Below are 25,889 nucleotides of genomic sequence, written 5' to 3' on the forward strand. Positions count from 1 at the left end.
CCCGCGCCGGATCGTCATATCCTGCATCAGAAACCAGGTGCGATATGTGTCAGGTTCAGGTTGTTCATAGGTGCGGATTCAGTCGGTGCAAAATGCATTGGTCCGTGGCCGGGGCCAGCACAGGCAGCGAGCAGGGCGACGAGCGATAGGGCGGCGAGCGATTTTACAGCGGTCATGATCATAATCCCTTATGGTGGGGGTGTTTCGTTGGTAAATTGCAGTTGGGAAACGGCCGCCTTTGCTGCCCTGCAAAATTGAAAATCGTCATGATCTGTTGGAAATCGACCGGTCTTTTTTGAAAATGACAAGCAATCGGGGCGCTTCTTCCCCACATCGATCTGCACAGCGATAATGACGGGAACAAACGTGATGCACGACCTAGAGGTGATCGGATATATGCTCAGCGGTGGTGGCGCGGCATTGATGATCTTGCTAGCGGTTCGGTTCTACGCGATGCGGGATCAATCCTGTATCGAGGTGACCGGATTTCTGTTTTGCATCCTCACCGCCATTCACATGCTGACCGACCACCACACAGCTATGGCTGATCAATCGCTGTTTGGTCAGATGGCGCTGATGCTGGGTGTTCTGGATCGGGCGGTATTCTGGGTGTTCGCACAAAGTCTGTTCGACGATAAGTTCCGTATGCGGCCCCTGCACGCCCTGCCTGCCGCCGCGATTACGGCCACGTGGTTCCTGCCATATGGGTGGCTGATGCGGGATATGCTGATTATCGGGTTGATGGTACATGTCGTGGTGATCGGACTGCACGGTTACCAATCTGATCTGGTGCCATCGCGCCGCCGGTTGCGTCTGGCTTTGGCGATTTTGGTGCCCTTCATGGTGGTTACAACGACCATCAGCAATATGTTCGTGCCCGTGGATAGCCACATGATGGCGGCTATAAATGCCCTTAAGTTTAGCGGTTTAGCCCTGTTATTTGCGATATGGCTGACGCGACTGGATGCTAGCTTGCTTGAGGGGCACACGCCCACGCAGGTGAGTGACCCGCGCCCTGTTGTCGTTGCGGATCAGTTGGAGCTGGACCGCATCCGGCGCGAGGTTGAGGGCGGTGCGTGTTTTGAAACCGGCCTGACCATCGGCGCCTTTGCTGCGCGCATAGATATTCCGGAGCATCGACTGCGGCGCCTGATTAATCAGGGGCTAGGCTATCGCAACTTTGCTGCCTTCCTCAACGATCACCGCATTGAGGAGGCCAAGCGGCGGCTGGCTGATCCGGGGCAGGCGCGTGAGCAGATCCTCAGCCATGCCTTTGCGCTCGGCTATAACTCGCTCGCTCCGTTTAATCGTGCTTTCAAGGAACGCGTAGGGCTAAGCCCGACCGAGTATCGGGCCGCCGCGCTGGCGCAAGCTATCGCCTGATTTCTGCACAGCAGTCGAAAAATTGCATAAGGCGTTGCCAGTTCTGCGTGAGGCTGCTTAATTTATGCGATGCAGCAATTACGCACCCTTTCTGGCACACCGACGGCCCCGCATCAGCGGGCGCAGGGTCATGCGCGTGTGGTTTTCGGTAGCCATGGCCGCTTGACCCGTTTGCGACAGCAGGGTTCGGCCAAGGCGATGCTGCCCCGTGTGCACAACACGATGCCCGAGGTTGTTTTCGTGAATACCTGCGGTGGCGTGACCGGTGGCGATCATTTCCGCTGGGAATTGTCTGTGGAGCAGGGCGCCGCCGTGACCGGCACGACGCAGGCTGCGGAGAGGCTCTATCAGGCCTCAAGCGGTCGCGGACGGATCGAGACTGTGCTGCGTGCCGGTAATGGGGCGCGTCTGCACTGGTTGCCCATGGAAACAATCCTGTTTCAGGAATGCTCGGTTGATCGTCAGATCGATGTGGAGCTAGAGGGCGATGCCGAATTTCTGGGCGTTGAAGCATTGATCCTAGGCCGCGCCGCCATGGGTGAGGTGCTGCGCAACGCGCATTTCACAGATAATTGGCGCATCCGGCGCAATGGACGCTTGGTTCAGGCCGAGGCATTTCGGCTGAGCGGCGATCTGGCCGATGTGTTGGGCGGCTCTGCAACGCTGGGCGGTGTGGGTGCGCTGGCGACGATTGTGCTTAGCGCGCGGGATGCTGCGGACAGGTTGGAACCGCTGCGTGCACGTTTGCCCGACAGTGTGACCTGCGGTGCGTCTGCGTGGAACGGACAATTGGTGGTGCGGCTACATGCGCCGGATCACAGGCCGCTAAAGGTGGCATTGATTGAGATACTGACCTGGCTGCGGGGCGCATCCCTGCCGCGTGTCTGGAATATGTGAGGACCAAATGAACCTGACCCCCCGAGAAAAAGACAAGCTGCTGATCAGCCTCGCCGCCATGGTCGCCCGTGGTCGGTTGGAGCGGGGCGTAAAGCTGAACCACCCCGAGGCAATCGCTCTGATCACCGATTTCGTGGTTGAGGGCGCGCGGGCCGGTCGCTCCGTCGCCGATTTGATGGAGGCAGGGGCGGAGGTCATCACCCGTGAGATGTGCATGGATGGCATCGCCGAGATGATCCACGACGTACAGGTCGAGGCGACATTCCCTGACGGGACCAAGCTGGTCACCGTGCATCAGCCGATCCGGTAGCAGCAGATTGTTTAAGAAAACTAAGGTACGGAATATGAGAATTTCAGTTTTGGCACTCAGCCTGATGCCGAGCGTCGCAATGGCACATGGCAGCACAGCAATTCACGCGCACCCCCACGGTGCCGAGGGGTTAATCGGCGGTTTGGCCCTGATCGCACTGGCGGCTGGCGCGGCGTGGTTGCGCCGGTGACTTTACGAACAAAGGGATTGCGCATCGGATGAGAGTCGTTGCCCGATCAAAGGAGGCACGTGTGCGTGTGCAGTCATTGCTGGATGGCAGTGATCCTGAATGGGGGCACATGATGCTTGTCGCACAGCAAAGTGTGATCCTACTGGCGATTGTAGCGTTTACGATTTCGACGATGCCGGACCTGCCTGAATGGCTGGATAATATGCTGGACGTGGTCAACATGTTTGTTCTGGTGATCTTTGCATCAGAATACCTGCGACGGCTTTGGGCGGCGCTGTCGCGTTTGGGATACATGTTCAGTCTGTGGGGCATTATTGATCTGCTGTCCTTTCTACCGACGATGCTGATCGCGTCGACGCAGTCACAGGGCGTACGCGCATTGCGGCTGCTGCAACTGGTCCGCATTGCCAAAGTCGGGCGTTACAGTCGGGCTTTGCTGCGATTGGCGCGGGCGTTGAACGAGGTGCGCAGCGAGCTGACCCTTGGCCTGTTTCTTGCTGGCTTGGTGCTATACGTCGCGGCCAGTGGCATCTGGATTTTCGAGAGGTCTGCACAGCCGGAGCTATTCGGCTCCATCTTTGACTGCTTGTGGTGGGCGATCGTGACGATGTCCACCGTTGGTTATGGCGATGCCTATCCGATAACTGCGGGTGGGCGCATTTTTACAGCTTTGGTGCTGGTTGTTGGGCTTGCGGTGATCGCGCTCCCGACGGCGTTAATTTCTGCTGCGTTGGTGCGTAGCGAATTTGAGGAGCATGATGATGATACCCGGTGAAATCCTGCCAATGGCGGGTGAGATTGAGTTGAATTCCGGCGCGCCTGTCATCGTGCTGACCGTGGCCAATACAGGCGACCGCCCCGTGCAGGTCGGTAGCCACTATCATTTTGCCGAGACAAATCCGGCGCTGGATTTTGACCGTGATGCGGCGCGTGGCCTGCGGCTGGACATCGCGGCGGGAACGGCGGTGCGGTTTGAGCCGGGGCAATCGCGTGATGTTGCCTTGGTGCCCTACGGCGGCGCGCGCAAGGTCTACGGCTTTAACGGCGCTGTTATGGGCGCGTTGGACTAAAACTTATTCGGCGGGCTGTGCAGGTTTGCCCCGCGACATCTGAACGAGGATACGACAATGCCAACCCATATTTCCCGCGCCTCCTATGCCGATATGTATGGCCCGACCACTGGCGATCGTGTTCGGCTGGCGGATACAGATTTGATTATCGAGGTTGAGAAAGATCTGACAACCTACGGGGAAGAAGTGAAATTCGGCGGTGGTAAGGTCATCCGCGACGGAATGGGCCAATCGCAGGCAACACGCGCCGAAGGGTCCGCTGATACGGTTATTACCAACGCGCTGATCGTGGATCATAGCGGCATCTACAAGGCGGATGTAGCCCTGCGTGACGGGCGAATTTCCAAGATTGGCAAGGCTGGAAATCCCGACACACAAAGCGGCGTTGATATCATCATCGGACCAGGGACGGAGATCATCGCGGGCGAGGGCCGTATCCTGACCGCAGGTGGTTTTGACAGCCACATCCACTTCATCTGCCCGCAACAGGTGGAAGATGCGCTGCATTCCGGCATCACTACTATGCTGGGCGGCGGTACGGGACCGGCGCATGGAACGCTGGCAACCACCTGCACCCCCGGTCCGTGGCATATCGGGCGGATGTTGCAGGCGCTGGACGGATTGCCAATGAATTTCGGGCTGTCGGCGAAGGGTAATGCCTCGCGTCCTGATGCCCTGGTCGAGATGGTCAAGGCAGGTGCCTGCGCCATGAAGCTGCACGAGGATTGGGGGACCACACCCGCCGCCATCGATACTTGCCTCAGCGTGGCGGATGACATGGATGTTCAGGTGATGATCCACACCGATACGTTGAACGAGAGCGGCTTTGTCGAGAATACCGTGGGCGCGATCAAGGGGCGCACCATCCATGCCTTCCACACCGAGGGGGCGGGCGGTGGTCACGCGCCTGATATCATCAAGGTCTGTGGTTACTCCAACGTCATCCCGTCCTCGACCAACCCGACGCGCCCCTACACGGTGAACACGTTGGAGGAGCATTTGGATATGTTGATGGTATGCCACCACCTCGACAAATCGATCCCCGAGGATGTCGCCTTTGCCGAGAGCCGCATCCGGCGCGAAACCATTGCGGCAGAGGATATCCTGCACGATATGGGCGCGTTCTCGATCATCGCGTCTGATAGTCAGGCGATGGGCCGTGTGGGTGAGGTTGCCATTCGCACGTGGCAAACCGCTGATAAGATGCGCAAACAGCGTGGACGTTTGCCCGAGGAAACTGGTGATAACGATAACATGCGTGTGCGCCGTTACATCGCGAAATACACCATCAATCCGGCAATTGCCCACGGGATCAGCCGCGAAATCGGCTCGATTGAGGAGGGCAAGCGCGCCGATCTGGTGCTGTGGTCGCCTGCATTCTTTGGCGTGAAGCCCGAGATGGTCCTGATCGGTGGCACCATCGCAATGGCTCAGATGGGCGATCCGAATGCGAGCATCCCGACGCCGCAACCCGTCTATTCCCGCCCGATGTTCGGCGCGCTAGGCCGTGCGCAGGAGGTTGCCTCGGTCCATTTCGTCAGTGCCGCGGCGGAGGTCGGTCATCTGGGCCTGCGCAAGGGAACCGTCGCGGTTGAGAATACGCGGGGTGGCATCGGCAAAGCCTCAATGATCCACAACGATTACTGCCCCGATATTGATGTGAATCCAGAAACCTACGAGGTGCGCGCCGATGGTGAACTGCTGACCTGCGAACCGGCCGAGGTTCTGCCGATGGCGCAGCGGTATTTTATGTTTTGAGGGTGAGTGATGAAGTTTTCGCAACGATACGGCATCACATCGCCACCACAAAAACTATCAATGGAGGCAATGCCAGATCAGTTGCGCGCTGGTTTATGGAATGCCGTGCGTGCCACGTTTTTAATCTCTGACTTTGAGGAATATAATTACCTTGATCCGCGTCTGTCTGCCCTCGCAGACTCTATTTGGGGTGATCACTTCAAGGAGCCGACTGATAGTTACCCGGATAGAGTCAACCGGCTTACTTTTGAAATTCGATCTCGTTTCTTCGAGTTTAAATGGTACGAAGTTTACGACTTTATCGAGTTTCTAACTAATGAAAAATTTCAGGGTGGCCTCTTCTACCCAATAGACAACGTTAGTAAATTTGCGGCAACGTGTAACGACGTTCTTGCAAGGGAAATGGCGCTGGTTCGCTTCGTTAATCTTAAGCTAACCACCATCTCGGATGAGCAGGAAATCGTAGAGATCGAGACAGCAACAAGTTCGCCCCATGCCCCTATCGCCGAGCATTTCAAGCAGGCGTTAGCGTTTCTATCAGACCGTAAATCACCTGATTATAAAAACAGTATTAAAGAATCCATCAGCGGTGTCGAGGCCGCAGCGAAGTTCGCGACGGGGGATAGTAAAGCTACGCTTGGGCAGGCATTAGGGCAGCTAGAAAAAAATAGGGAACTCCACACGGCTTTAGCTAAAGGCTTTAAAAACCTTTATGGCTGGACCAGTGATAAATCGGGTATCAGACATGCCTTGATGGATGGAGATACAGATCTTTCGCAAGATGATGCGCGCTACATGCTTGTAAGCTGTAGTGCGTTTGCAAATTACCTCATTGCTTCTAAGGCTGATTAATATGCGCGCCACACACCTAGCCCATTCCCACGAGGTCCCAGCCGATACGCTGACCCTGACCTATGATGACCGGTATCGGCGGCGGATGGCGATGCAATCCGATAACGGGCTGTCGTTCCTGCTGGATTTGCCCGAGGCGCAGGACATGCGGGCGGGCGATAGCCTTGTTCTGGAGGATGGGCGCTTGATCCGTATCGTCGCGGCGGATGAACCGTTGATGGAAGCGGTGCCTGCGGATATCGCCAACTTACCCCGCGTGGCGTGGCATGTGGGGAACCGGCATCTGACGTGCCAAATCCTCGGCGATCGGTTGGTGCTGCGCGCGGATAAGGTGATCGGGCATATGCTGGAGCATTTGGGCTGCACAGTGACGTTCCGCGATGGGCCGTTCACGCCTGAGGGCGGGGCTTACGGGCAGGGGCGCACGCATTCGCATGAACACTGAGGATCTGCGCCACGCGCAATTGCTGCATCAATGGTTATCCCCCGGTTATCCCACAGGCGCATTTGCATGGTCGCATGGCCTGGATCGGTTGATTGATGATGGGGAGATTGCGGATGCGGCGGGGCTGGAGTGTTGGCTGCGCGGCGTGCTGGGATATGGGTCCGGCTGGACCGATGCAGTCTTGCTGGCCAATGCCTATCGCGCTCCTGAGCGTGCGGATGAAGTTGCCGAACTGGCCGCCGCGCTGGCCCCATCGCGTGAGCGGTTTGCGGAAACCCTGGATCAGGGGACCGGCTTTGCACGGGTGACATCGGCGGTTGCTGGCGGGTCGGAAACGCCGCGTGCCTATCCGGTTGCGCTGGCCGTTGCGGCGGCGCGTGAGGGGGTCGGGTTGGATTTGACGCTGACGCTGTACCTACAGGCCTTCGTCGCGAATCTGGTCAGTGCGGCAGTGCGCGCCGTACCGTTGGGTCAAACGGACGGCCAGCGGGTCATCACGGCGTTATCTGGAACATGTATCACCGTTGCGCAGGCGGCGCGGGATACTGATTTGACACAGGTTGGCGGTGCCGCCATCCGCGCCGATATGGCGTCGCTGCATCATGAAACCCAGTATTCGAGGATGTTCCGATCATGAGCGATACAACCGAGCGCGGGCGCGCGCTATCCGAGGAATTGAACCCCGGAATGGAGGCTGCGCTGGATGCGCGATATGGCCATCTGCTGCCCGGAATGGCCGAGGGGATTGTAGACTTTGCCTATGGCCGGCAATACGGACGGCCGGGCTTGCCACTGCGTGATCGCTATATTGCGACCATTGCTGCACTAACCGCGCTGGGTGGTCAGACCCGCCCGCAGCTAAAGGTAAATGTCGCAGGTGGGCGCAAGGCTGGTTTGAGCCGTGAAGAAATCGCCGAGACGATTTGGCAGATGAGCCTGTATGGCGGATTACCGTCTGCGATCAATGGACTGAACGCGGCACTTGAAGTGTTCGCGGAGGAAGATGAGGCGTGATCGAAGGATTGCGTACGGAGTGAGGGACGAATGAGCAAATCGCAAAATGGACCGCTGCGGGTTGGCCTGGGCGGGCCGGTTGGTGCGGGAAAAACCGCGCTGATGGAACAGCTTTGCAAGGCGATGACAGGCAAATATTCCGTCGCTGCAATCACCAATGATATCTACACGCGTGAGGATGCGGAGTTTCTGATGCGCGCGCAGGCGCTGCCGCTGGAACGCATTCTGGGTGTGGAAACCGGTGGCTGTCCGCATACGGCGATCCGAGAGGATTGCTCGATCAATCTGAATGCCATTGATACGATGGTCGAGAAATTTCCCGATCTGGAACTGGTGCTGATCGAAAGTGGTGGTGACAATCTGTCGGCTACATTCTCACCCGAGCTGGCGGACATCACCATTTATGTGATCGACGTTTGTGCCGGCGATAAAATTCCGCGCAAGGGCGGGCCGGGCATTACGCGCGCTGATCTGCTGGTCATCAACAAGATTGATTTGGCACCGCATGTTGGTGCCTCGCTGGATGTCATGGATCGGGATGCGAAGGTGCAACGCGGGGCGCGGCCAACGGTGTTCACCAATGTGAAGGCTGGCGACGGCGTGGCCGAGATCGTTCGGTTTATTGAGACGGCTGGCGGTTTGTAAGTTCAATCCCCGCCGACAAATGCGGCGGGGATGATTGGGCGGGGCGGGGTTAATCCTTGTCCGCCTCGTCCACCTGCTTTTTGACCAAGGTGGATCGTAGGTCATGCATGGATAGTAGCAGTCGATTTGAAACTGCCTCGATATCCGACGGTTCAGCGCGGGATTGAAACCATTGCGCGGCGGAGTTGATCTGATCAATCAGCCGTTCAATATCATCCCGTTCGCGGGTCTGTAATTCGGTGCGGCGGGCCTCAACCCAGCTTTGCATCTGTGCGATTTCATCCGCCGTCAGGGTTTGTTGGCCGTGTGGCTTTATCTCACCCGAGCGGATGTTGATGACGGCAAGCTGACGCAGGTCCAGCCGACGCTGCCGGTTTTCGGTTTCGATCCGAAAAACAACAGCGCCGTTATCGCGGGTGCGGAAATGCAGGTCCGTACCGCTCATTTCAGGGCCTCGCAGAACCTTTTGATACGGGTGCATGCCTCAACCAGCGTTTCATCAGCAGCGGCGTAGCTGACCCGGAATGCGGGGGACAGGCCGAATGCGCCGCCAAAGACGATGGCGACGCCCTCGGTATCCAACAGCTCGGTTGCGAAATCCTCGTCCGTTTCAATGACCTTGCCCGAGGGGGCCGTCTTGCCAATACAGCCCGTGATGGACGGGTACACGTAGAACGCACCGTCGGGCGTCGGGCAATCTATGCCGTCGCAATCGTTCAGCATTTTGACCACCAGATCGCGACGGCGCTGGAATGCCTCACGGCTCATGGCGACATAGTCCTGCGGGCCGTTCAGGGCCTCCAGCGCGGCCCACTGGCTGATCGAGGAGGGGTTGGAGGTGGATTGGCTCTGGATCTTGCGCATGGCGGAGATCAGCTCAACCGGACCGGCCGCATAACCGATACGCCAGCCGGTCATGGCATATGCCTTGGACACGCCGTTACAGGTCAGGGTGCGGTCGTATAGTTTGGGCTCGACCTGTGCGGGGGTACTGAACTCAAACCCGTCAAAGGCGATGTGCTCGTACATATCGTCGGACATGATCCAGACATGGGGGTGGCGCAGCAGAACGTCTGTCAGCGCCTTGAGCTGCTCGCGGCTATACCCAGCGCCCGACGGGTTGGACGGCGAGTTGAAGATGAACCACTTGGTTTTGGGCGTGATCGCGGCCTCTAGCTGCTCAGGCGTGATGCGATAGCCCTGATCGGCGGTTCCCGCAACGGTAACGGGCGTGCCGCCAGCTAGCAGAACCATATCGGGATAGCTGACCCAATAGGGCGCGGGGATCAGCACCTCGTCGCCCTCGTTCATGGTGGCGACCAGCGCGTTATATAGCGTCTGCTTACCACCAGTGCCGACGCTGATTTGCGATGGTGTATAGGTCAGACCGTTTTCGCGCGCGAACTTCTCACAGATCGCCTGCTTCAGCTCCGCAATGCCGTCGGGGGCGGTGTAGCGGGTTTTGCCTGCATCCATCGCTGCCTTGGCCGCGTCGCGGATGTTTTCAGGAGTGTCAAAGTCGGGTTCACCGGCGCTGAGGCCGATAATATTGCGGCCTTGCGCCTTTAGCTCGGCCGCGCGCGTTGTCACCGCGATGGTTGGTGAGGGTTTAACACGGGCGAGGCTGCTGGCGAGGAATGACATCGAATGCTCCTGATCGTTTAATCAACACTCCATCACCTGACCTAGCGTGCGCAATAGTTCAAGCGCCGCGTCGGATGGTTATGGGATCATGTCGCATTTGGGGGAGGACAATTTGCACCCAGCACCTATGTTGCAGCGTAACCGAAAGGGAGAGACGATATGACGGATGAGCAGACAAGCACCGACGAAGCGTATTTCCACGAGGATATGGCGACCTTCGGGGATCGAATGGCCGCCGCACGCGACAGCTTGGGACTGGAACAAAACCAACTTGCGCGCCGTTTGGGCGTAAAGGGCAGCACGATTGCCGGTTGGGAGGATGACCGCGCCGAGCCCCGCGCAAACCGCCTGCAAATGCTGGCTGGTGTTCTAGGGGTTTCGATCACATGGCTGCTAAGCGGGCAGGGTGATGGCCCGACCGCAGTTGCAGAGGATGATGTCAGCGCCGATACCATGGCGCTGCTGGCTGAAATGCGCCGCATTCGTACGGAACAGGCCCGCCTGACAGAGCGGTTGGGTATTGTTGAAAAGCGCCTGCGCGCGGCCCTGAGTTAAGCATCAGACTTGCCAGCGGGCCTCAGCTTCGTAATAAAGCTTTTCAAAGCGCTTACAATTACGGGAATATGGCATGCCCATCGGTGTGGATTACGGCGGTACGAAGATTGAGGCGATCGCCATTGCGCCGGACGGGCGGGAGCTGTGCCGTCGGCGTGTCGCAACGCCGCGGCATGACTATTCGGGCTCGCTGGACGCAATCGCGCGCATCGTGGCCGAGGTTCGCGAACTGTCCGGTTTGCATGACGAACCCGTCGGTATTGGCATTCCCGGCGCGGTCGATGCAGATGGACGGGTGTTTAACGGCAACTCCACTTGGTTGGTCGGACAGCCGCTGGCCGCTGATTTGCAGGAACGCATGGGATGTGTGGTTCGGGTCGCAAATGACGCGAACTGCTTTGTGTTGTCCGAGGCAATCGACGGTGCGGGCCGTGGTGCAAAGATCGTGTTTGGCGCAATCCTTGGCACCGGTGTTGGCGGCGGCTTGGTGATCAACGGCACGATGGTTGAGGGTGCATCCGGCATGGCAGGTGAATGGGGCCATTCGCCAATGCCCATCGGTGATATCGGCGAGTTTCCCGGACCGCAGTGCTTTTGCGGGCAACATGGCTGTGTTGAGCAATGGCTGGCAGGGCCGGGCTTGGAGGCGGATTACGCGCGCGACTGCGCAATCCCCAGTGGAACCGGCCCCCGCGTTCAGGAAATCGTCGCTCGCGCCCAGCAGGGTGAGGCGCAGGCTGAGGCCGCTTTGCAACGCCATCGCCGCCGTTTGGCCCGTGCGCTGGCCAGTGTGGTTAACGTGCTGGACCCAGATGTGATCGTCTTGGGCGGCGGTGTTTCGAATTTACCCGGCTTGGCCGAGGAGCTGCCGGAATTGATGCGTCCCTATATCTATTCCACCCACAGCGCGGTGACTGTACGACGGGCAGTATACGGTGATAGCTCTGGCGTGCGCGGCGCGGCCCGCATTGCTGATGGGGAGGTTTGAGATGCAAGAGACACATGAGAACCGGCTGAAGCGTCTGCGGATGCGGTCATGGCGGCGCGGGATCAAAGAGATGGACCTGATCCTCGGCCCCTATGCAGACAGCCATTTGACCAGCTTGGCGGCTGAGCAGATCGAAGATTATGAAGCTTTACTCGACGAGAACGACCAAGACCTGTATTCTTGGTTCTCAGGGCGTGAAAATGCTCCCGAACGCCATTTGCCTATGATTGCCACTGTTATGCAGGGGCGCAGTCTTCGTTAAGGACTTTGTAACGAATGACTGATTAGGTGAACCGGAGATGCTTAACGCGATATTCAGGTGATGCCCATGAACGACCTTTCGGAAATGCCCCCAGCGCCAGATGCGGCGGATATCGGTGAGTTTCTGGGTTCGTATCTGGAAACGCTCTCTATGGTTGAGCGACTACACCGTCTACTGCTGGATGTTATTAAGGATGAGTTCGAGCGCCTACAGGTGATCGATATCAACCCCGTGCAGGCGCTGCTATTGTTCAATGTCGGCGATAATGTACTGACAGCGGGTGAGCTTAAGAGCCGCGGTTACTATCAGGGCTCAAACGTCTCCTATAACCTCAAGAAGCTGGTTGAATCCGAATATATGCATCACGAGCGTTGCATCGCGGATCGCCGTGCCGTGCGTGTTCGGTTGACCGAGCGCGGGATTGAGGTACGCGATCTGGTCTCCGCTCTATTTGAGCGTCACGCCCATGGCATTCTGCGCCGTGGTGTTTTGCCCGAGGGCCGGATTACGGAGATTAACGCGGATCTACGTGGGGTTGAGGCATATTGGACCGAGCAGATTCGTTACATCTACTGAATCAGGTTTCAAGATGATCGGTGCCCTTGCCTAGATTTCGCCAAGATATAGGCGATTTATCGCTCAACTGGCGTTCATATGACCCAGAAAAATGCACTTGCGACCCTTTTGCTCAGATATACGCGTGGAAATTGCATAATTGCTGTTCTTGCGCGGATTAGGTTCTGCTAACGTGATTGTATAAGCAAAGCGCGCAAAGCGTTGGACTATGGGACAGGTTTGCGGAAGGTCTGCGAGCCAGGGTAGATTGGGCATAAACGTGGCGTGGGACACTGACGGCACACTTTCGGGTTTTGATTCCTATGAGGTCACTCTCGGCGATCAGCTGCGGGGTGAGCGGGCGACCAAGGGGAAATCACTGCTCGACGTGCAGCGCGAATTGCGGATTAAGGCGGCGTATATCGCGGCCATCGAAAACTGCGATTTGCAAGTGTTTCCGAATCCCGGTTTTGTTGCCGGCTATGTGCGCAGCTACGCACGTTATCTTAGCCTAAACCCCGAGGAAATTTATCAGCGGTTTTGCCTGCATTCCGGCTTTGGCGGCGTTAATGCCGACATACAGGGCCGTCAGAACCGTGGTGCAAAGGCTGGCACAGTTCCGCTGAAGATCGACTTCAAAAACGACCCATTGTCCCGTGGTAAACTATCAGGGCAACCGAGCGGGTTGAATATTGATGTGCGGGCAATGCTTGGCGGCGCGATGTCGCTGCTGGTTATGGCCGGTTTGCTGGGTGGTGTCGGATACGGTGGTTGGCGCGTTTTGCAGGAGGTGCAACGTGTTGAACTGGCTCCAATCGCCCAAACACCGACTGTTGCCTCTGACATCGTGGTTCTTTCCGAGCTTTCCATTGAACAGCGGGAAGTTGCTGTCGTTGCCGATAATTCCCGTGCGCAACGTGATGCCGCGCTGACACGCCTTTACAGTCCGGACCCGTTGGTTCCGGTAATGGCGCCGCGCGATGGCCCTATTGCGTCCATCGATCCGGAATTGGTTGGCAGTTTTGTGCGTAGTACCAGCGACGAGGCTCGTACCGCGATACAGGTCGTTGCAGAAAACATGGACCCGCTGCCGACAAGCGCGGCGGACCTTTTGGCCTCTGTCGAATTGCCGCCGCTACCTCCGACTGTGGCAATTGTTGCCTCACAGGCCGCGTGGATTCGCGTCAGTCAGCGTGACGGTGCGACTTTGTTCGAAACGATCCTTGCCGCTGGTGAGAGTTACTCGGTACCCGCCGGTGTTGATGCTCCAGAGCTGCGCGCGGGTAATTCCGGTTCGGTTTTCCTAATGGTTGGCGATCAGGTTTATGGTCCGTTGGGCAATGGCCCGCGTGTTGCAAAGCAGGTTTCGCTCTTGGCTGAGGATATTCCGATGCAGTGGACGCTTGCGGAACCAACGCCAGAGCAAAGCGCCGCATTGCAAGGGGCGATGATCGCCACCGCCGAGCGGACAGCCCACGCAACCGAGTAGTTAAAAAACTGACGTATTGCTCTGGGTGACATATGTCGCTGGGGCACCTATGTTCTGGGAAACGACAGTTAACAGGGCCATCCAGATGCACAATCATATCCGCCCATGGCGCAATATCGACCGTCGCGTTAGCCGTAAAATTCATGTTGGGTCTGTTCCGGTTGGTGGTGATGCGCCGATCTCTGTTCAAACCATGACAAATACGCTGACCCACGATGCCAAGGCGACAATCGAGCAGGTTCTGGCCTGTGCGGAGGCCGGTGCTGATATCGTGCGCGTGTCATGTCCGGATGAGCCGAGCACAGCAGCATTGGCTGAAATTGTTCGGGAAAGCCCGGTCCCAATCGTGGCTGACATTCATTTTCACTATAAACGCGCGATTGAGGCGGCGGAGGCTGGCGCGGCCTGCCTACGGATCAATCCGGGCAATATCGGTTCAGCGGAACGTGTTCGTGAGGTGGTCAAGGCCGCCAAGGACCACGGATGTTCCATGCGGATCGGCGTGAACGCGGGTAGCCTGGAACGACATCTGCTAGAAAAATACGGTGAGCCGTGCCCCGACGCGATGGTTGAGAGTGGTTTGGACCACATCAAACTATTGCAAGATAACGATTTTCACGAGTTTAAGATCAGTGTGAAGGCATCGGATGTCTTCCTCGCCTCTGCCGCCTATATGGCGATTGCCGACGCAACCGACGCCCCGCTGCATCTGGGTATAACCGAGGCTGGATCACATTACGCCGGCACCGTGAAATCAGCTATCGGGATGGGCAACCTGCTATGGGCCGGATTGGGTGACACCATTCGTGTCAGTCTGTCCGCCGATCCGGTTGAGGAGGTGAAGGCCGGTTTCGAAATTCTGAAGGCACTGGGCCTGCGCCATCGCGGCGTGAATATTATCTCGTGTCCATCCTGCGCACGGCAGGGCTTTGACGTGATCGCCACGGTTTCCGAATTGGAGCAACGGCTGGAGCATGTCAAAACACCTATGTCGCTGAGCATCATTGGCTGTGTGGTGAACGGCCCGGGTGAGGCATTGATGACCGATGTTGGCTTTACGGGCGGCGGCAATGGTGCCGGCATGATCTACATGGCGGGCAAGCAGGATCACAAACAAGGCAATGATGGTATGATTGACCACATCGTCGAATTGGTTGAAAAGCGCGCAGAACAAATTGAAACCGAGCGCGTGGCCGCTCAGGAGGCTGCGGAGTGATCGGTAAGTTGTTTTTCTGGTTGGCAATTGCTGTAATCGTCGGTGGTTTGGCAGCGGTTTATATGATCCGCAACGTGTCCCATGATCCTGCGCTGTGGCACGTTGACCCGCTGACAGTACCCACACCAACCACACCGAATTCCTTCCGCATGGTTCCTGTGATCGAGGGGTATGATCCTGTAACCGAGGAGCGGATCGACCTTGCTTCACCGATCTACGACGCAAATCCAGCGCTGATTTCACAGGCTTTTGATGAGTTTGTGCTGCGCCAACCCCGCACCCAACGTATTGCAGGCACGCCAGAAACTGGTTGGATGACCTATGTTCAACAGACGGAGTTAATGCGTTTTCCCGACTATATCTCGGTTCTGTTTTTGGATCTGGGAAATGGGCAGTCAACGGTCGCGATCTTCTCGCGCTCGCGCTATGGCCGGTCCGATCTGGGCGTGAATGGGCAGCGTGTGGAACGTTGGTTGGAGCCATTAAGCTCGTTCGTGGCGGAGTAGGGCTTGACCATTGGACCTCGCTGGGGACAGATCAAGCAATGATACCTTCAGATAAAATCGACGATATTCTGGGCCGCTTTGATTACCTCGAAGCGAAGATGGCGACAGGTTTGAGCGGCGCTGACATGGTCGCGACCGCTCAGGAATATGCCGAGCTGCGTCCAGTGGTTGAGCAGGCGCGGTCCTATCGCACATTGCTAAACGATATTTCCGGTGCGGAGGAAATGCGCGCCGATCCGGAAATGCGCGCAATGGCGGATGAGGAATTATACGAACTGCGCGGTTCGCTGCCCGAGGTTGAGGCCGCATTACAACGCGCTTTGTTACCCAAGGACGCGGCGGATGCACGGCCTGCGATTCTAGAAATTCGGGCCGGTACTGGTGGCGACGAGGCGGCGCTGTTCGCAGCCGACCTGTTTCGCATGTACCAACGGTTTTGCGAGGAAAACGGCTGGCGCGTTGAGGTCGTTGAGGAAGCATCAACCGAGTTGGGTGGCTTTAAGGAGATTGTCGCAAATATTAACGGCGCCAACGTCTTTGCTCGTTTGAAATTCGAAAGCGGCGTGCATCGTGTTCAACGTGTACCAAGCACCGAAAGCGGCGGACGTATTCATACCTCGGCTGCGACAGTTGCCGTTCTGCCAGAGGCGGAAGAGGTTGATGTTGAAATCCGGAACGAGGATATACGTATTGATACGATGCGTGCGAGTGGTGCCGGTGGGCAGCACGTTAACACCACGGATAGTGCCGTTCGGATCACGCATATTCCCAGCGGGATTGTGGTGACGAGTTCAGAAAAATCTCAACATGCCAACCGCGCAAAGGCGATGCAGGTGTTGCGGACGCGCCTATATGACATGCAGCGCGCCGCCGCGGATGCTGAACGCGCGGCTGATCGGCGCGGGCAGGTGGGATCGGGTGATCGTTCGGAACGGATTCGGACGTATAATTTCCCGCAGGGTCGCCTGACGGATCACCGCATTAACCTGACGCTGTATAAGTTGGATCAAATTATGCAGGGCGATCTGACAGAAGTTATTGATGCGCTAACCGCAGCGGATGAGGCGGAGCGCCTGGCCGCGATGGCCGAACGTGCCTGATATTGCAACGATTTTACGTGCTGGTGCCGCACGTTTGAATGCGGCTGGTGTGCCTGATCCAGCAGGTGACGCACGCCGATTACTGTCGCGACATGTCACCGGAACTCTGGCCGCGATGATGCGAGATGAGATTGCGCCAGTTGTGGCGGAGCTGTTCGAGGCCGATATTGCGCAGCGTGAGAAGCGGCGGCCTGTCTCACATATCTTAGGCTGGCGTGAATTTTGGGGGAGACGTTTTGTTGTCACTCAGGATGTATTGGATCCGCGGCCAGACACTGAGACATTGATCGAGGCTGCGCTCTGCGGGTCAATCCCAACGCGAATTTTAGATTTAGGCACAGGTAGCGGCGCAATATTGGCTACTCTGTTGGCCGAGTGGCCACAGGCAACGGGGGTGGCAACGGATATTTCAGATGCAGCGCTTTCCGTAGCGCGTGAAAATCTGGCGTCACATGCGCCAAATCGTTGGCAGGCTATCCGGTCTGACTGGTTCACAGATGTTACCGGAACTTTCGATCTAATCGTGTCTAACCCGCCCTATATTACAGCGGAGGCGATGAAGGGACTTGAGCCGGAAGTAACTGAGTATGAACCACATTTAGCGTTATCCCCGGGCGGGGATGGCTTGGATGCCTATCGTATTCTGGCCCGCGATTTTCGGCAGTTTTTGGCCCCACACGGGCGCGCGCTGTTTGAGATCGGGTATGATCAAGGTGATAGCGCTGCTGGATTGTTCACCCCAAACAGGGTCGAGGTTTTGAACGACCTGAATGGAAAGCCTCGCGTTCTTTCCGTCACCTAACTGCCGGCAATTAAATCTAGAATATCAACGCAATTGACGGCTTTGCACTTGTATTACCCAAGAAAGTTTCGATAATAAGAGGAGTTCCATCGCGGTGAGTGTATTTCCTGCGATGTGTGGAACGGAGCTTCGATCAGCGTTATCCGCTTATGCAAGACAGGCAAGTTGCCTGGACTGAGGCATCAGAAAGACCGCGATAGGCTTGGCCTCATGCGGCAGAAATCGGACAAGATGAGACAACCGAATAAAAACCGTTCGCGTAAGAACAACAGAAATAACAACAATAATAACAAAAATATGGGCAACGTGACGAACCGTGTGTTCGACAGCTCAGGCCCCGAGGGGAAAGTGCGCGGTACGCCCTCGCAGATAGTTGAGAAATATCAGGCGCTTGCACGTGATGCACAGCTATCTGGTGACCGGGTGAATGCGGAAAATTTCCTGCAACACTCGGAGCATTATGCGCGCCTGATGGCCGATGCGCAGCGCCAAATCGATGCACAAAATGCCAAGCGTGAAGCCGAACAGGCAGAACGCGCGCAACGTGAGGCTGAACAAGCCGAGCGCGCCGCAGCAGAACGTGCCGCCGCCGAGGCGAGCGAGGCTGAAGCAGCTGCCGCACAGCCAGAGCCTGCGCAACCTGCTGATGAACAACCAAATTTGGTTGAGACACCTGAGCAGGAAACACCAAAGCCGCGCCGGACACGTTCGCGCCGATCAAACCGCAGCAATGGTGGTGATGACGCACAGCAGGCAGAAGCCCCCGCACCAGCGGCAGAAGCTTAAGGCTTCACCGCACGTGCCAAGGCGCAAAACTGTTCAAGACTAATTTCCTCCGCCCGTTGGGTGGGGGAAATGCCGACAGAGTTCAGCAAATCTTCGATATCGGGCCGTAGGCTACGCAGACTGGCGCGCAACATTTTGCGTCGCTGATTAAATGCACGCGCAACGATGTCATTCAACACACGACCATCCGCGGGATAGCGCGGTTCATCCAAGCGGGTCAGGTGAACAACTGCCGAGCTGACTTTTGGGGCCGGCGTAAATGCCTGTGGCGGCAGATGCATCACAATTCGCGTATCACAACGCCACTGCGCCAGAATGGCGAGACGGCCATAGGCCTTTGAGCCGGGTTTCGCTGTAATCCGCTCCGCCACTTCCTTTTGAAACATCAAGGTCAGGCTCTGCCAGAACGGCGGCCACTGTTGCGGTGTTAACCATCTTACCAGCAATTCCGTGCCGACATTATAGGGCAGGTTTGCAACAATACGGATCGGTGCGGTTAAATGCTCCGCCGGATTGATGGCCAGTGCATCGCCGTCAATTACTGTTAATCGACCGGGCGCGGCGGCTGATATTTCTGCTAGTGCGGGCAGACAGCGTGGGTCGCGCTCGATCGCTACAACTTTGCGCGCACCCTCAACCAGTAACGCACGAGTTAGGCCGCCCGGACCAGGTCCAATTTCCAACACGTCGCATTGGCTCAAATCGCCAGCCTGGCGCGCAATTTTTCCCGTTAGGTTCAAATCCAGAAGGAAGTTCTGGCCGAGTGCTTTTTTCGCATGCAGGTCGTGATTGTGAATTACATCACGCAGCGGGGGCAGGGTGTCTAAGTTCATTTGCGGCGCTCCGCCATAAGGGTGGCCATGTCCATCGCGGCGAACAGGCTGTCTGGACGGGCAATGTTCTTGCCCGCAATATCGAATGCAGTGCCGTGATCGGGCGACGTGCGAATGAAGGGCAAGCCGAGAGTGACGTTGACGCCGTCGTCAAAACTGAGTGTTTTCAACGGGATCAGCGCTTGATCGTGATACATGCAAATAGCAACATCATAGTTCTGACGGGCAGCCGCATGAAACATCGTGTCCGCTGGCATTGGATCAGTCAGGTTGAACCCTTGCGCCCGCAATTTTGTCAGAACGGGCATCAGCAATTCAATCTCTTGCCGTCCCATCACGCCACCCTCACCCGCATGGGGGTTTAAGCCCGCAATTGCGATGCGAGGTGAGGTAATTCCAAGGTCACGCCGTAATCCTGCATCGGTGACGCGGATAGTTTCCTCAAGCAATTCAGCGGTTAGCGCCTGCGGCACATCGGCAAGCGGGATGTGGATTGTGACCGGAACAACGCGCAGATCCGGTCCCGCCAACATCATAACGGGACGTGGCGCGCCAGATAGATGGGCGAGGAATTCAGTATGCCCAGGATGTGCGAAGCCACCACCATCCTTCAGGATTTTCTTGCTAATTGGCGCGGTGACCAGCGCGCTGACTTGACCGCTTTGGGCGAGGCGGGCGCCCTGTGTGATAGCCTCGATAACGCCCGATGCGTTTCGTGGATCGGGCGTTCCGAAATTCACCTCAGCAGATGTCGGTATGTTGAGGACGGGCAGGGCATCAATGTTTCCCTGCGCATCCCGCACGGATGCCACGGCCACAGCTGGAACATCGAAGCGCCGCAAAATATCCGCGCTGCCAATTGCGAGGAAGCGATGTGTCTTACGCCTCCACGCTGCGGCGGCAAGTTCAGGCCCGACCCCCGCAGGATCGCCGAGTGTCAGGGCCAACATTAGCGAGTCTCAACAATGGCGTCGCGCAGCAATTCCTGCATGTAACCATCGGCATAGGCACCAATCCGGTTTGCGAAAATCTGATCTTGAACAACGCGACGCGTCTCCTCGTCAAGCTCGACATTCCGCGAACAGATCACAATGATCGAGAGGCTATCGCCGGTCCGAATAGGCTGACTGACCGATCCAGTTTGGGCTGTCGCGATCACGGAAAACAGCGCCGGCGAAATACCCGCCAATGTAACGGGACCAACTGTGCCACTACCCTCGCCAAAGGAGCCAGCCTCGACATCACTGCAAGTCTGAATTTCACGGCGAGCGGCCAGTGCGGCAGTCCGTGCAGCCTCCTCACCCAGTGATAGAGGGAAGGTCGCGCGGGCATATGTAAGTGTAACGGTATCATTATCCTGCGCAGCGATCTGGCGCTCACCATTTACGGCGAGCAGTGATACGCCGCGTGTGATCGGGATGGGGCGACTGACACCACCAATATCAATCAGATCAACCTCCGCGCGCATTGCTGGCGGCAGATCGGTCACTGCAATCCAGCCAATTTCCCCTCCGTTACTGCGGGTTGGGGTGCGGCTGTACTGGCGGGCGGCGGCGGCGAAGTCACCACCAGCTTGCAGTTCGGCGGCCAGTTCAACGATTAGCTCTCTGGTGCGAGCCTCGCCGCGCTCGGCAAATGGAATTGCGATCTCTGCGAGCAGAACCTCACGCGTTGTGCCGGTGGCGTTCAGCAGAACAGCCTCCTCCAGATCGGTTTGATCGGGAATTGCGCGGCTGCGGAAGCGAGCCTGCATTGCCTGCTGCCAGCCAAGTTGCGCGTCGATTTGCTGCATCACAGTATCAACATCGATGCCGCCGCGGCGCAATGCGGCGGTAAAACCCTCAGGGCTTGCATCGCGGGCTGCGGTATAGCTCTCAAACGCGGCGCTGATTTGTGCATTGCCGATATCAATACCCAACCGGTCTGCCTCCTGACGCATCAGGGCTTCCTCGGTCAGATCCTCGACAACGCGATCATCCAGCAGATCCCCATCCAGGCCATAGGCACGGTATAGCGCACGGCGCTGTGCCAGATCATAATAGGTGATCATATCCTCGTTCACGATGATCGCAGGTGCGAATGGCGTGCTTTGCGCGTTAACGGGGGCGGCGGTCACAATGACTGCGGCCAAAAGGCTCAGAAATCGGGTCACGTTAAGTCTCCAACTCAGATTCCGCAGGACCGGCGGCGGCGTTCAGCCGCGTCGCCCTGCGTGCCAAGGCCGGCAAGACGCATGGTCAGGCCAAACTCGGTCGATGGTTCCACGTTATTGGAAGTGGTAAAGCGGCGCGACACTGAAAACTCGAATGTTGCGCATTCATTACCCCAGGTTAATCCTGCATCGGCAGAAATAAAGGCGTCATTTTCTAGATCACGGCGAAAGCCTAGTTCGCCCGACCAATTGTCGTCGATCTGGTATTCCATATCCATCACCAGCTCTGCCCGATCAACCACGGATGTCGCATCCGCCCGCAGATAGACATAGGTGGAGCTGAACGAAACATCCGCACCGGTATAGTCGAATTGAAGCTCGGTCCGACTAAGCTCAAAATCATCATCCGCCAGCGCGCTGCCCGAAAATGAAATAGTGTCCGTCGCGTCATAGCCAAACGCGACCACGTAATCAGAGTTCAGACCGTCCAGACCTGTACTGTTGGCAAAACTGGCCAGTGGCTTATCACGAAACACACGACCGACAGTACCGGTCAGGTTTCTACCGCTGGGGGTAATGCTCTCATACCGCAAGCCGACATTGGCATAGGTTCCCGTCTCGTACCGATCGGTGCCGGGGAAGCGGTTTGTGGAGAACAGGCTGGTCTCGTCAAACTCGACCAGAACGCTATCCTCGTTTGGAATGTCGTTGATGTTGCCGCTTTGCTCACCATGAACCAGCTGCAAAATCGGCTCGACAATCTGCGTCAACTCGGCTGTTCGACGAACAAAGGGCATGCGAAATTCCATACCAACAGTTGAGCGTAGGCGCGTTTCATCCACGTCGCCCAATGTCGCGTCATTGCGCACCGAATAGATGTCACCCGACACATCGGCAAAACCGCGCAGCACCAGACCCGGTTCCGTCACATAGCTTTGATCCAAGCCCGCACCAACGGTTGCGCGGGACAGGTCGCGGCCTCTCGTGCGTGTATAGGACAGGATATCGGCGTTTACCTCGGCCCGCGCAGTGCCCAGATCAAAGGATTGGCGATATTCCGCCTCGGGCAAAATCATAGGCACGGTATCCTGCGATTCCGTGGTGCGCAGGCTGTCGAAATAAACGGTCGATACGGTCCAGAAGCTGTTCTGCTCGAATTTCTCGAGTGATAATTCGGATGTAATCCGGTCATCATCAGAATAGCCAAAGGCCGTCAAAAACGCATCGTCTGAAAGCAGCGTCATATCAATGCGGCCAACCACATCGAAGCCCAGCTCGTAATGCCCAACCGCGCTGAGATATCCGCGCATGTCGCCAACATCGTCGGATTGCAGTTTGCTGACGCCGCTCAGCTCCAGCTCACCCCGATCAAAGACGCGGCGGTATTCAGCCTCAAGCAGCACGCCTTCCTCAGCAGTAGTGAAGGGGGTAAGCGTTGCGTCGCTGCTATCATCAATGACGATATGATAGGGCAGTTTGAACCCGAACCCGTAAATATCCGAGCTGTTGAATTCAGGGCTTAGAAAACCGCTGGCCCGATCAACCGAGGGATCAGGGTGCCGGAAATAGGGAAGGTATAGAACCGGTACGCCGAACAGTTCGAACACCGCGTTTTCATAGTGGAATTCCAGCTCCGTCGAATCGCGCACCACACGTTCGGCCCGAATGGACCAGATCGGGACGGGGTTTTCCTCGCAAATGGTGCAGCTAGACGCGACAATCTGGTTCATAACCGTGAAGCGCCCATCGACCTGCTGCGCAGTGGTCGCTGCGACCTGTAGCTGATTGTCGATCAAAGCGCGGGCACCGGCGATCACACCTGCCTGCAAACCGGAATCTAGCTCAGCGAAATCGGCGTATAGGACCAGCGCGTCACCCTGCTGGATCGTCATCGCGGCGGGTACACTGACCGTTCCGTCAGTCTCGTTATAGATCAGGCGGTCGGTTTGCAGAGTGGTTTCGCCACGAATAATCGTAACGTTCCCCTCCGCAATCAGGGCTCCAGTTTCCGCGTCCACGCTAATGCGATCTGCCACCAATGCGACTCGATCGTTCTGCTGCGCAAAGGACGGCACGGCGATCGCCATAGCGACCGCGAGGGTACAAAAGAGTCGGGGCAGTCTATCCATCCTCAAGGTGTAGCAGAAGGCTCGTCGCGAGCAACAGTGCAGCAACAGGCGGCACCCATGCAGCAACGAATACCGGAATAGTACCGGCCGCGCCAAGGGCTTGGGTAAAGTCTGACAGGAAGAAAATGCCAAATCCGACGATGACGCACAGCAAAACCCGCACACCAACCGAGCCAAAGCGCACATGGCGCATTGAGAATCCGGCGGCAATCAGTACCATCGCGGCAAACATCAGCGGTCGCGCCAGTTCGGTCTGCATGTACAGCCGGTGGCGTACCGATGAAAATCCTGATGCATCAAGGGTATCGATGAAATCGCTAAGGTCCCAAAAGCTCAACGCTTGCGGGTCGGCGAAGCTTTCCAGAATACGGCTGGAGGTCAGGTCCGTCGGCACCTCAATCGCATCAACATCACGGCCACGGACCATGGCAAAGGCGCCCTCACCGTCGATATCCCAGATGCGGGCGCGTTGAACCTGCCATGCACCGGGGGACAGGGTCGCACTGCGCGCAGACATCCGCCGATCCAGCACACCATCAACGTCGAACTCAAAGATCGAGACGCCGATCAGCTCCTCACCATTAGCCGAGGCGCGGGTGGCGTTGATAACCGTCTGCCCCTCAGGACTGGATTGGCGCAGCCACAGCCCCTCAGCCGACAGGGAAAGCAGGCTTTCACGCCCATCAAAATGGCGACTGTCCAGAACCTCATACCGTGCAAGAGAAGTCGCCGCGATAGGGTTCCAGACGGAAAAGGTTAGCGCGCCCAGCACGATAGCGCATAGAACCGGCATCCTCAGGATACGCCAAACCGACAGTCCCGCAGCGCGGATCACCACCAGCTCCGATGAGCGGGCCAAGCGCAGGAATGCAGCCAACGAACCCAGCAGCACGATAAAGGGCAGCGTTTCCGATAGAATAGAGGGCGCATGCAGCATCGCCATGGTCAGGATCGGGGCAGGGTCTGCACCAACGGCCAGACGCTCACCCGATAGCTCCACCAAATCCCCGACAAGCACGAGGATCAACGCCGCACCGAGCGCCATTATCAGCCCTGCCAGATGCCTGCGCAGGATATAGAGGTTCAGTGCGCCGATCATCCTGCCACCTGCCTGTTGCGTTGCGGCCTATTGCGCCGCGCCAGATAAACATAGGAGCCCAGCATTACCAGAATGGGCACGACATATAGCGCGGGCCACAGCGTGATATTATCCTGCACCGCAGATTGGGTCGCGATCCCGATTGACCGCACCAGAACCGCGATGCCTACAGCCACAGCAACACGTATACCCACACCACCGCGCCGGAAGCTGCCGCCAACGATGGCAGCAAGCGCCAGCATCGGAAAGGCCAAGGCGTATAGCGGCGAGGACAGCTTATCATGCCCCTCGGCCACCAAGCGGTTGCGCACATCCACATCACCGTTCCACAGCGCATCCGGCGGGTTCAGCAGCTCACCAATTCCGTATTCAGCGGGTTTGCGGGTACGGGTCACATCCTCGGCCACCAGCGGGCCCAGATCATAGGCGAGGCGGTCAAAATCCAGAATGCTCAGCGCGTTACCGGCATCTTCGAATTGTTGGGCAGCGCCATCAAACATCACCATTTGCAGGCGACCGTCCGATTTAACCAATTGCGCCTGCGTTGCCGTATAGGTCACGGATTGGGAACCGCTGCGGGCATCGTGGATGAAGATACCCAGCATCTCACCCTCCGCATTTGCTTGGCGCAGATAGACGGTCACGCCGGGGATTGGGTGGTTAAAGCGCCCCTCGCGCAGCAGCGAATTAGCAAACTCTGCCCGCAGCTCCGTTGTGCGATCGCTTAGCTCGGTCGCGGCGCGTGGCGCCAGATAGATCGTCAGCACAGTTGTTAGAACCGCCGCAATCACGCCCAGGAAAACCGCAGGCCGCAGCAGTGAAACCCGACTTTGCCCTGCGGCCATCAGTACTGTCAGCTCGGATTCGCTATATAGCCGGTTGATGGTAAACAGCGTCGCGGATAGGGCGGCAATCGGCACAACCAGCATCATCACGCCGGGCAGCAGCAGGGCGGACAGCTCCAGAAAAACCGTGGCGGATTGATTGTTATTAACGACCGTATCCACAATGCGCAGGCTTTGCGTTAGCCAGATCACACCGGTAAAGATCAGGGCGAAAAAACCCATCGGTCCGAGCAGTTGGCCCAGAACATATCTGTCGATCTGGCGCATCTGCGATGTGATCCCATCCGGCCGTTTACGTCTGCGTTCCGTCTGACTAGGCAAGCAAGCCGTGCGGGTCAAGCATAGGTGCCATGCCATTACCACG

The 25,889-nt window shown here is 57.3% G+C and carries 31 protein-coding genes; 22 read left to right on the plus strand and 9 right to left on the minus strand.

Annotated elements, in window-relative coordinates:
• Positions 1–26: 26 nt before the first annotated feature.
• Complete coding sequence (locus CR254_RS18030; protein ID WP_180955925.1) at positions 27–176, minus strand: hypothetical protein; 150 nt, start codon at positions 174–176, stop codon at positions 27–29.
• Positions 177–369: 193 nt separating this feature from the next.
• Between CR254_RS18030 and CR254_RS07375 the strand changes: the two genes are divergently transcribed.
• From CR254_RS07375 to ureG, 12 genes are all read left to right on the plus strand, one after another.
• On the plus strand, positions 370–1,383 hold the full coding sequence (locus CR254_RS07375; RefSeq protein WP_180955926.1) for an AraC family transcriptional regulator: 1,014 nt from the start codon (positions 370–372) through the stop codon (positions 1,381–1,383).
• A gap of 69 nt (positions 1,384–1,452) precedes the next feature.
• Positions 1,453–2,280 carry an urease accessory protein UreD gene (locus CR254_RS07380; RefSeq protein ID WP_097929204.1) on the plus strand — a complete coding sequence of 276 codons (828 nt, stop codon included), beginning with the start codon at positions 1,453–1,455 and terminating at the stop codon, positions 2,278–2,280.
• 7 nt (positions 2,281–2,287) lie between these two features.
• A complete protein-coding gene (locus tag CR254_RS07385; protein WP_097929205.1) occupies positions 2,288–2,590 on the plus strand; it encodes an urease subunit gamma in 303 nt (100 codons plus the stop codon).
• Between the two features lie 34 nt (positions 2,591–2,624).
• Complete coding sequence (locus CR254_RS18035; protein WP_180955927.1) at positions 2,625–2,780, plus strand: hypothetical protein; 156 nt, start codon at positions 2,625–2,627, stop codon at positions 2,778–2,780.
• A gap of 28 nt (positions 2,781–2,808) precedes the next feature.
• Positions 2,809–3,555: an ion transporter gene (locus tag CR254_RS07390; RefSeq protein WP_097929206.1), complete on the plus strand. Its 747-nt coding sequence runs from the start codon at positions 2,809–2,811 to the stop codon at positions 3,553–3,555.
• Positions 3,542–3,850 (plus strand): urease subunit beta, encoded by a 309-nt coding sequence (locus tag CR254_RS07395; RefSeq protein WP_097929207.1) that lies wholly within the window; start codon positions 3,542–3,544, stop codon positions 3,848–3,850. Before CR254_RS07390 ends, CR254_RS07395 begins: the two co-directional genes overlap by 14 nt.
• 57 nt (positions 3,851–3,907) lie before the next feature.
• Positions 3,908–5,608: an urease subunit alpha gene (gene ureC / locus CR254_RS07400; RefSeq protein ID WP_097929208.1), complete on the plus strand. Its 1,701-nt coding sequence runs from the start codon at positions 3,908–3,910 to the stop codon at positions 5,606–5,608.
• A gap of 9 nt (positions 5,609–5,617) precedes the next feature.
• On the plus strand, positions 5,618–6,460 hold the full coding sequence (locus CR254_RS07405) for an AbiJ-NTD4 domain-containing protein (protein ID WP_145996715.1): 843 nt from the start codon (positions 5,618–5,620) through the stop codon (positions 6,458–6,460).
• A 1-nt stretch (position 6,461) separates the two neighbouring features.
• Positions 6,462–6,905 (plus strand): urease accessory protein UreE, encoded by a 444-nt coding sequence (locus tag CR254_RS07410; RefSeq protein ID WP_097929210.1) that lies wholly within the window; start codon positions 6,462–6,464, stop codon positions 6,903–6,905.
• Positions 6,895–7,542, plus strand: a complete 648-nt coding sequence (locus CR254_RS07415; protein WP_097929211.1) for an urease accessory protein UreF — start codon at positions 6,895–6,897, stop codon at positions 7,540–7,542. Before CR254_RS07410 ends, CR254_RS07415 begins: the two co-directional genes overlap by 11 nt.
• Entirely contained in the window at positions 7,539–7,919 is a 381-nt protein-coding gene (locus tag CR254_RS07420) for a carboxymuconolactone decarboxylase family protein (protein ID WP_097929212.1), read from the plus strand. The genes CR254_RS07415 and CR254_RS07420 overlap by 4 nt, the downstream gene beginning before the upstream one ends.
• Before the next feature lie 30 nt (positions 7,920–7,949).
• Positions 7,950–8,564 carry an urease accessory protein UreG gene (ureG, locus tag CR254_RS07425; protein WP_097929213.1) on the plus strand — a complete coding sequence of 205 codons (615 nt, stop codon included), beginning with the start codon at positions 7,950–7,952 and terminating at the stop codon, positions 8,562–8,564.
• A 49-nt stretch (positions 8,565–8,613) separates the two neighbouring features.
• Here the strand turns inward: ureG and CR254_RS07430 are convergent, their stop codons facing one another.
• Positions 8,614–9,009: a type 2 periplasmic-binding domain-containing protein gene (locus tag CR254_RS07430; RefSeq protein WP_097929214.1), complete on the minus strand. Its 396-nt coding sequence runs from the start codon at positions 9,007–9,009 to the stop codon at positions 8,614–8,616.
• A complete protein-coding gene (locus tag CR254_RS07435) occupies positions 9,006–10,208 on the minus strand; it encodes a pyridoxal phosphate-dependent aminotransferase (RefSeq protein ID WP_097929215.1) in 1,203 nt (400 codons plus the stop codon). Before CR254_RS07435 ends, CR254_RS07430 begins: the two co-directional genes overlap by 4 nt.
• A gap of 159 nt (positions 10,209–10,367) precedes the next feature.
• Here CR254_RS07435 and CR254_RS07440 point away from each other — a divergent pair, with 159 nt between their 5' ends.
• The 10 genes from CR254_RS07440 to CR254_RS07485 all read left to right on the plus strand — a co-directional run bounded on the left by CR254_RS07440 (position 10,368) and on the right by CR254_RS07485 (position 18,467).
• Positions 10,368–10,763, plus strand: coding sequence for a helix-turn-helix domain-containing protein (locus tag CR254_RS07440; RefSeq protein WP_097929216.1), 396 nt, complete (start codon positions 10,368–10,370; stop codon positions 10,761–10,763).
• A gap of 73 nt (positions 10,764–10,836) precedes the next feature.
• Positions 10,837–11,751, plus strand: coding sequence for an ROK family protein (locus CR254_RS07445; RefSeq protein ID WP_097929217.1), 915 nt, complete (start codon positions 10,837–10,839; stop codon positions 11,749–11,751).
• Position 11,752: 1 nt separating this feature from the next.
• Positions 11,753–12,013, plus strand: a complete 261-nt coding sequence (locus CR254_RS07450) for a succinate dehydrogenase assembly factor 2 (RefSeq protein ID WP_097929218.1) — start codon at positions 11,753–11,755, stop codon at positions 12,011–12,013.
• A gap of 66 nt (positions 12,014–12,079) precedes the next feature.
• Complete coding sequence (locus CR254_RS07455) at positions 12,080–12,589, plus strand: MarR family winged helix-turn-helix transcriptional regulator (RefSeq protein WP_425440253.1); 510 nt, start codon at positions 12,080–12,082, stop codon at positions 12,587–12,589.
• 259 nt (positions 12,590–12,848) lie between these two features.
• Positions 12,849–14,057 carry a helix-turn-helix domain-containing protein gene (locus CR254_RS07460; protein ID WP_180955928.1) on the plus strand — a complete coding sequence of 403 codons (1,209 nt, stop codon included), beginning with the start codon at positions 12,849–12,851 and terminating at the stop codon, positions 14,055–14,057.
• Between the two features lie 85 nt (positions 14,058–14,142).
• Positions 14,143–15,273 carry a flavodoxin-dependent (E)-4-hydroxy-3-methylbut-2-enyl-diphosphate synthase gene (gene ispG, locus CR254_RS07465; protein ID WP_097929529.1) on the plus strand — a complete coding sequence of 377 codons (1,131 nt, stop codon included), beginning with the start codon at positions 14,143–14,145 and terminating at the stop codon, positions 15,271–15,273.
• Positions 15,270–15,779 carry a DUF1499 domain-containing protein gene (locus CR254_RS07470; RefSeq protein ID WP_097929220.1) on the plus strand — a complete coding sequence of 170 codons (510 nt, stop codon included), beginning with the start codon at positions 15,270–15,272 and terminating at the stop codon, positions 15,777–15,779. Before ispG ends, CR254_RS07470 begins: the two co-directional genes overlap by 4 nt.
• 38 nt (positions 15,780–15,817) lie before the next feature.
• On the plus strand, positions 15,818–16,879 hold the full coding sequence (gene prfA, locus CR254_RS07475) for a peptide chain release factor 1 (protein ID WP_097929221.1): 1,062 nt from the start codon (positions 15,818–15,820) through the stop codon (positions 16,877–16,879).
• The gene (gene prmC / locus CR254_RS07480; RefSeq protein WP_097929222.1) at positions 16,839–17,681 is read left to right on the plus strand and encodes a peptide chain release factor N(5)-glutamine methyltransferase; all 843 of its coding nucleotides are present in this window, start codon (positions 16,839–16,841) and stop codon (positions 17,679–17,681) included. The genes prfA and prmC overlap by 41 nt, the downstream gene beginning before the upstream one ends.
• Positions 17,682–17,912: 231 nt before the next feature.
• Complete coding sequence (locus CR254_RS07485; RefSeq protein WP_281252979.1) at positions 17,913–18,467, plus strand: DUF4167 domain-containing protein; 555 nt, start codon at positions 17,913–17,915, stop codon at positions 18,465–18,467.
• Here the strand turns inward: CR254_RS07485 and rsmA are convergent.
• Genes rsmA through lptF form a run of 6 tightly spaced genes read right to left on the minus strand, consistent with a single transcriptional unit; the run spans position 18,464 to position 25,792 of the window.
• Entirely contained in the window at positions 18,464–19,300 is an 837-nt protein-coding gene (rsmA, locus tag CR254_RS07490) for a 16S rRNA (adenine(1518)-N(6)/adenine(1519)-N(6))-dimethyltransferase RsmA (protein WP_097929224.1), read from the minus strand. The genes CR254_RS07485 and rsmA overlap by 4 nt on opposite strands.
• On the minus strand, positions 19,297–20,250 hold the full coding sequence (pdxA, locus tag CR254_RS07495) for a 4-hydroxythreonine-4-phosphate dehydrogenase PdxA (RefSeq protein WP_097929225.1): 954 nt from the start codon (positions 20,248–20,250) through the stop codon (positions 19,297–19,299). Before pdxA ends, rsmA begins: the two co-directional genes overlap by 4 nt.
• Positions 20,250–21,452, minus strand: a complete 1,203-nt coding sequence (locus CR254_RS07500) for a peptidylprolyl isomerase (protein WP_097929226.1) — start codon at positions 21,450–21,452, stop codon at positions 20,250–20,252. Before CR254_RS07500 ends, pdxA begins: the two co-directional genes overlap by 1 nt.
• A 14-nt stretch (positions 21,453–21,466) precedes the next feature.
• Positions 21,467–23,539 (minus strand): LPS-assembly protein LptD, encoded by a 2,073-nt coding sequence (locus CR254_RS07505; RefSeq protein ID WP_180955929.1) that lies wholly within the window; start codon positions 23,537–23,539, stop codon positions 21,467–21,469.
• A gap of 34 nt (positions 23,540–23,573) precedes the next feature.
• Positions 23,574–24,680, minus strand: a complete 1,107-nt coding sequence (lptG, locus tag CR254_RS07510) for an LPS export ABC transporter permease LptG (protein WP_097929228.1) — start codon at positions 24,678–24,680, stop codon at positions 23,574–23,576.
• Positions 24,677–25,792, minus strand: a complete 1,116-nt coding sequence (lptF, locus tag CR254_RS07515; protein WP_180955930.1) for an LPS export ABC transporter permease LptF — start codon at positions 25,790–25,792, stop codon at positions 24,677–24,679. Before lptF ends, lptG begins: the two co-directional genes overlap by 4 nt.
• Positions 25,793–25,889 lie beyond the last annotated feature (97 nt).

It is taken from the genome of Pontivivens marinum (genome assembly GCF_900231835.1).
Taxonomy (GTDB): domain Bacteria; phylum Pseudomonadota; class Alphaproteobacteria; order Rhodobacterales; family Rhodobacteraceae; genus Pontivivens; species Pontivivens marinum.

Excerpts from the sequence above, each read along its gene's own strand:
- CR254_RS07435 (WP_097929215.1), bottom strand. The coding sequence starts at position 10,208 with ATGTCATTCCTCGCCAGCAGCCTCGCCCGTGTTAAACCCTCACCAACC.
- CR254_RS07430 (WP_097929214.1), bottom strand. The coding sequence starts at position 9,009 with ATGAGCGGTACGGACCTGCATTTCCGCACCCGCGATAACGGCGCTGTT.
- prmC (WP_097929222.1), top strand. The coding sequence starts at position 16,839 with ATGAGGCGGAGCGCCTGGCCGCGATGGCCGAACGTGCCTGATATTGCA.
- CR254_RS07445 (WP_097929217.1), top strand. The coding sequence starts at position 10,837 with ATGCCCATCGGTGTGGATTACGGCGGTACGAAGATTGAGGCGATCGCC.
- ureC (WP_097929208.1), top strand. The coding sequence starts at position 3,908 with ATGCCAACCCATATTTCCCGCGCCTCCTATGCCGATATGTATGGCCCG.
- CR254_RS07390 (WP_097929206.1), top strand. The coding sequence starts at position 2,809 with ATGAGAGTCGTTGCCCGATCAAAGGAGGCACGTGTGCGTGTGCAGTCA.
- CR254_RS07420 (WP_097929212.1), top strand. The coding sequence starts at position 7,539 with ATGAGCGATACAACCGAGCGCGGGCGCGCGCTATCCGAGGAATTGAAC.
- CR254_RS07380 (WP_097929204.1), top strand. The coding sequence starts at position 1,453 with ATGCAGCAATTACGCACCCTTTCTGGCACACCGACGGCCCCGCATCAG.
- CR254_RS18035 (WP_180955927.1), top strand. The coding sequence starts at position 2,625 with ATGAGAATTTCAGTTTTGGCACTCAGCCTGATGCCGAGCGTCGCAATG.
- prfA (WP_097929221.1), top strand. The coding sequence starts at position 15,818 with ATGATACCTTCAGATAAAATCGACGATATTCTGGGCCGCTTTGATTAC.
- ispG (WP_097929529.1), top strand. The coding sequence starts at position 14,143 with ATGCACAATCATATCCGCCCATGGCGCAATATCGACCGTCGCGTTAGC.
- CR254_RS07405 (WP_145996715.1), top strand. The coding sequence starts at position 5,618 with ATGAAGTTTTCGCAACGATACGGCATCACATCGCCACCACAAAAACTA.
- CR254_RS07505 (WP_180955929.1), bottom strand. The coding sequence starts at position 23,539 with ATGGCGATCGCCGTGCCGTCCTTTGCGCAGCAGAACGATCGAGTCGCA.
- lptG (WP_097929228.1), bottom strand. The coding sequence starts at position 24,680 with ATGATCGGCGCACTGAACCTCTATATCCTGCGCAGGCATCTGGCAGGG.
- ureG (WP_097929213.1), top strand. The coding sequence starts at position 7,950 with ATGAGCAAATCGCAAAATGGACCGCTGCGGGTTGGCCTGGGCGGGCCG.
- CR254_RS07455 (WP_425440253.1), top strand. The coding sequence starts at position 12,080 with ATGAACGACCTTTCGGAAATGCCCCCAGCGCCAGATGCGGCGGATATC.
- CR254_RS07375 (WP_180955926.1), top strand. The coding sequence starts at position 370 with ATGCACGACCTAGAGGTGATCGGATATATGCTCAGCGGTGGTGGCGCG.
- rsmA (WP_097929224.1), bottom strand. The coding sequence starts at position 19,300 with ATGAACTTAGACACCCTGCCCCCGCTGCGTGATGTAATTCACAATCAC.
- pdxA (WP_097929225.1), bottom strand. The coding sequence starts at position 20,250 with ATGTTGGCCCTGACACTCGGCGATCCTGCGGGGGTCGGGCCTGAACTT.
- CR254_RS07440 (WP_097929216.1), top strand. The coding sequence starts at position 10,368 with ATGACGGATGAGCAGACAAGCACCGACGAAGCGTATTTCCACGAGGAT.
- CR254_RS07485 (WP_281252979.1), top strand. The coding sequence starts at position 17,913 with ATGAGACAACCGAATAAAAACCGTTCGCGTAAGAACAACAGAAATAAC.
- CR254_RS07385 (WP_097929205.1), top strand. The coding sequence starts at position 2,288 with ATGAACCTGACCCCCCGAGAAAAAGACAAGCTGCTGATCAGCCTCGCC.
- CR254_RS07415 (WP_097929211.1), top strand. The coding sequence starts at position 6,895 with ATGAACACTGAGGATCTGCGCCACGCGCAATTGCTGCATCAATGGTTA.
- CR254_RS07395 (WP_097929207.1), top strand. The coding sequence starts at position 3,542 with ATGATACCCGGTGAAATCCTGCCAATGGCGGGTGAGATTGAGTTGAAT.
- CR254_RS07450 (WP_097929218.1), top strand. The coding sequence starts at position 11,753 with ATGCAAGAGACACATGAGAACCGGCTGAAGCGTCTGCGGATGCGGTCA.
- CR254_RS07410 (WP_097929210.1), top strand. The coding sequence starts at position 6,462 with ATGCGCGCCACACACCTAGCCCATTCCCACGAGGTCCCAGCCGATACG.
- CR254_RS18030 (WP_180955925.1), bottom strand. The coding sequence starts at position 176 with ATGACCGCTGTAAAATCGCTCGCCGCCCTATCGCTCGTCGCCCTGCTC.
- lptF (WP_180955930.1), bottom strand. The coding sequence starts at position 25,792 with ATGCGCCAGATCGACAGATATGTTCTGGGCCAACTGCTCGGACCGATG.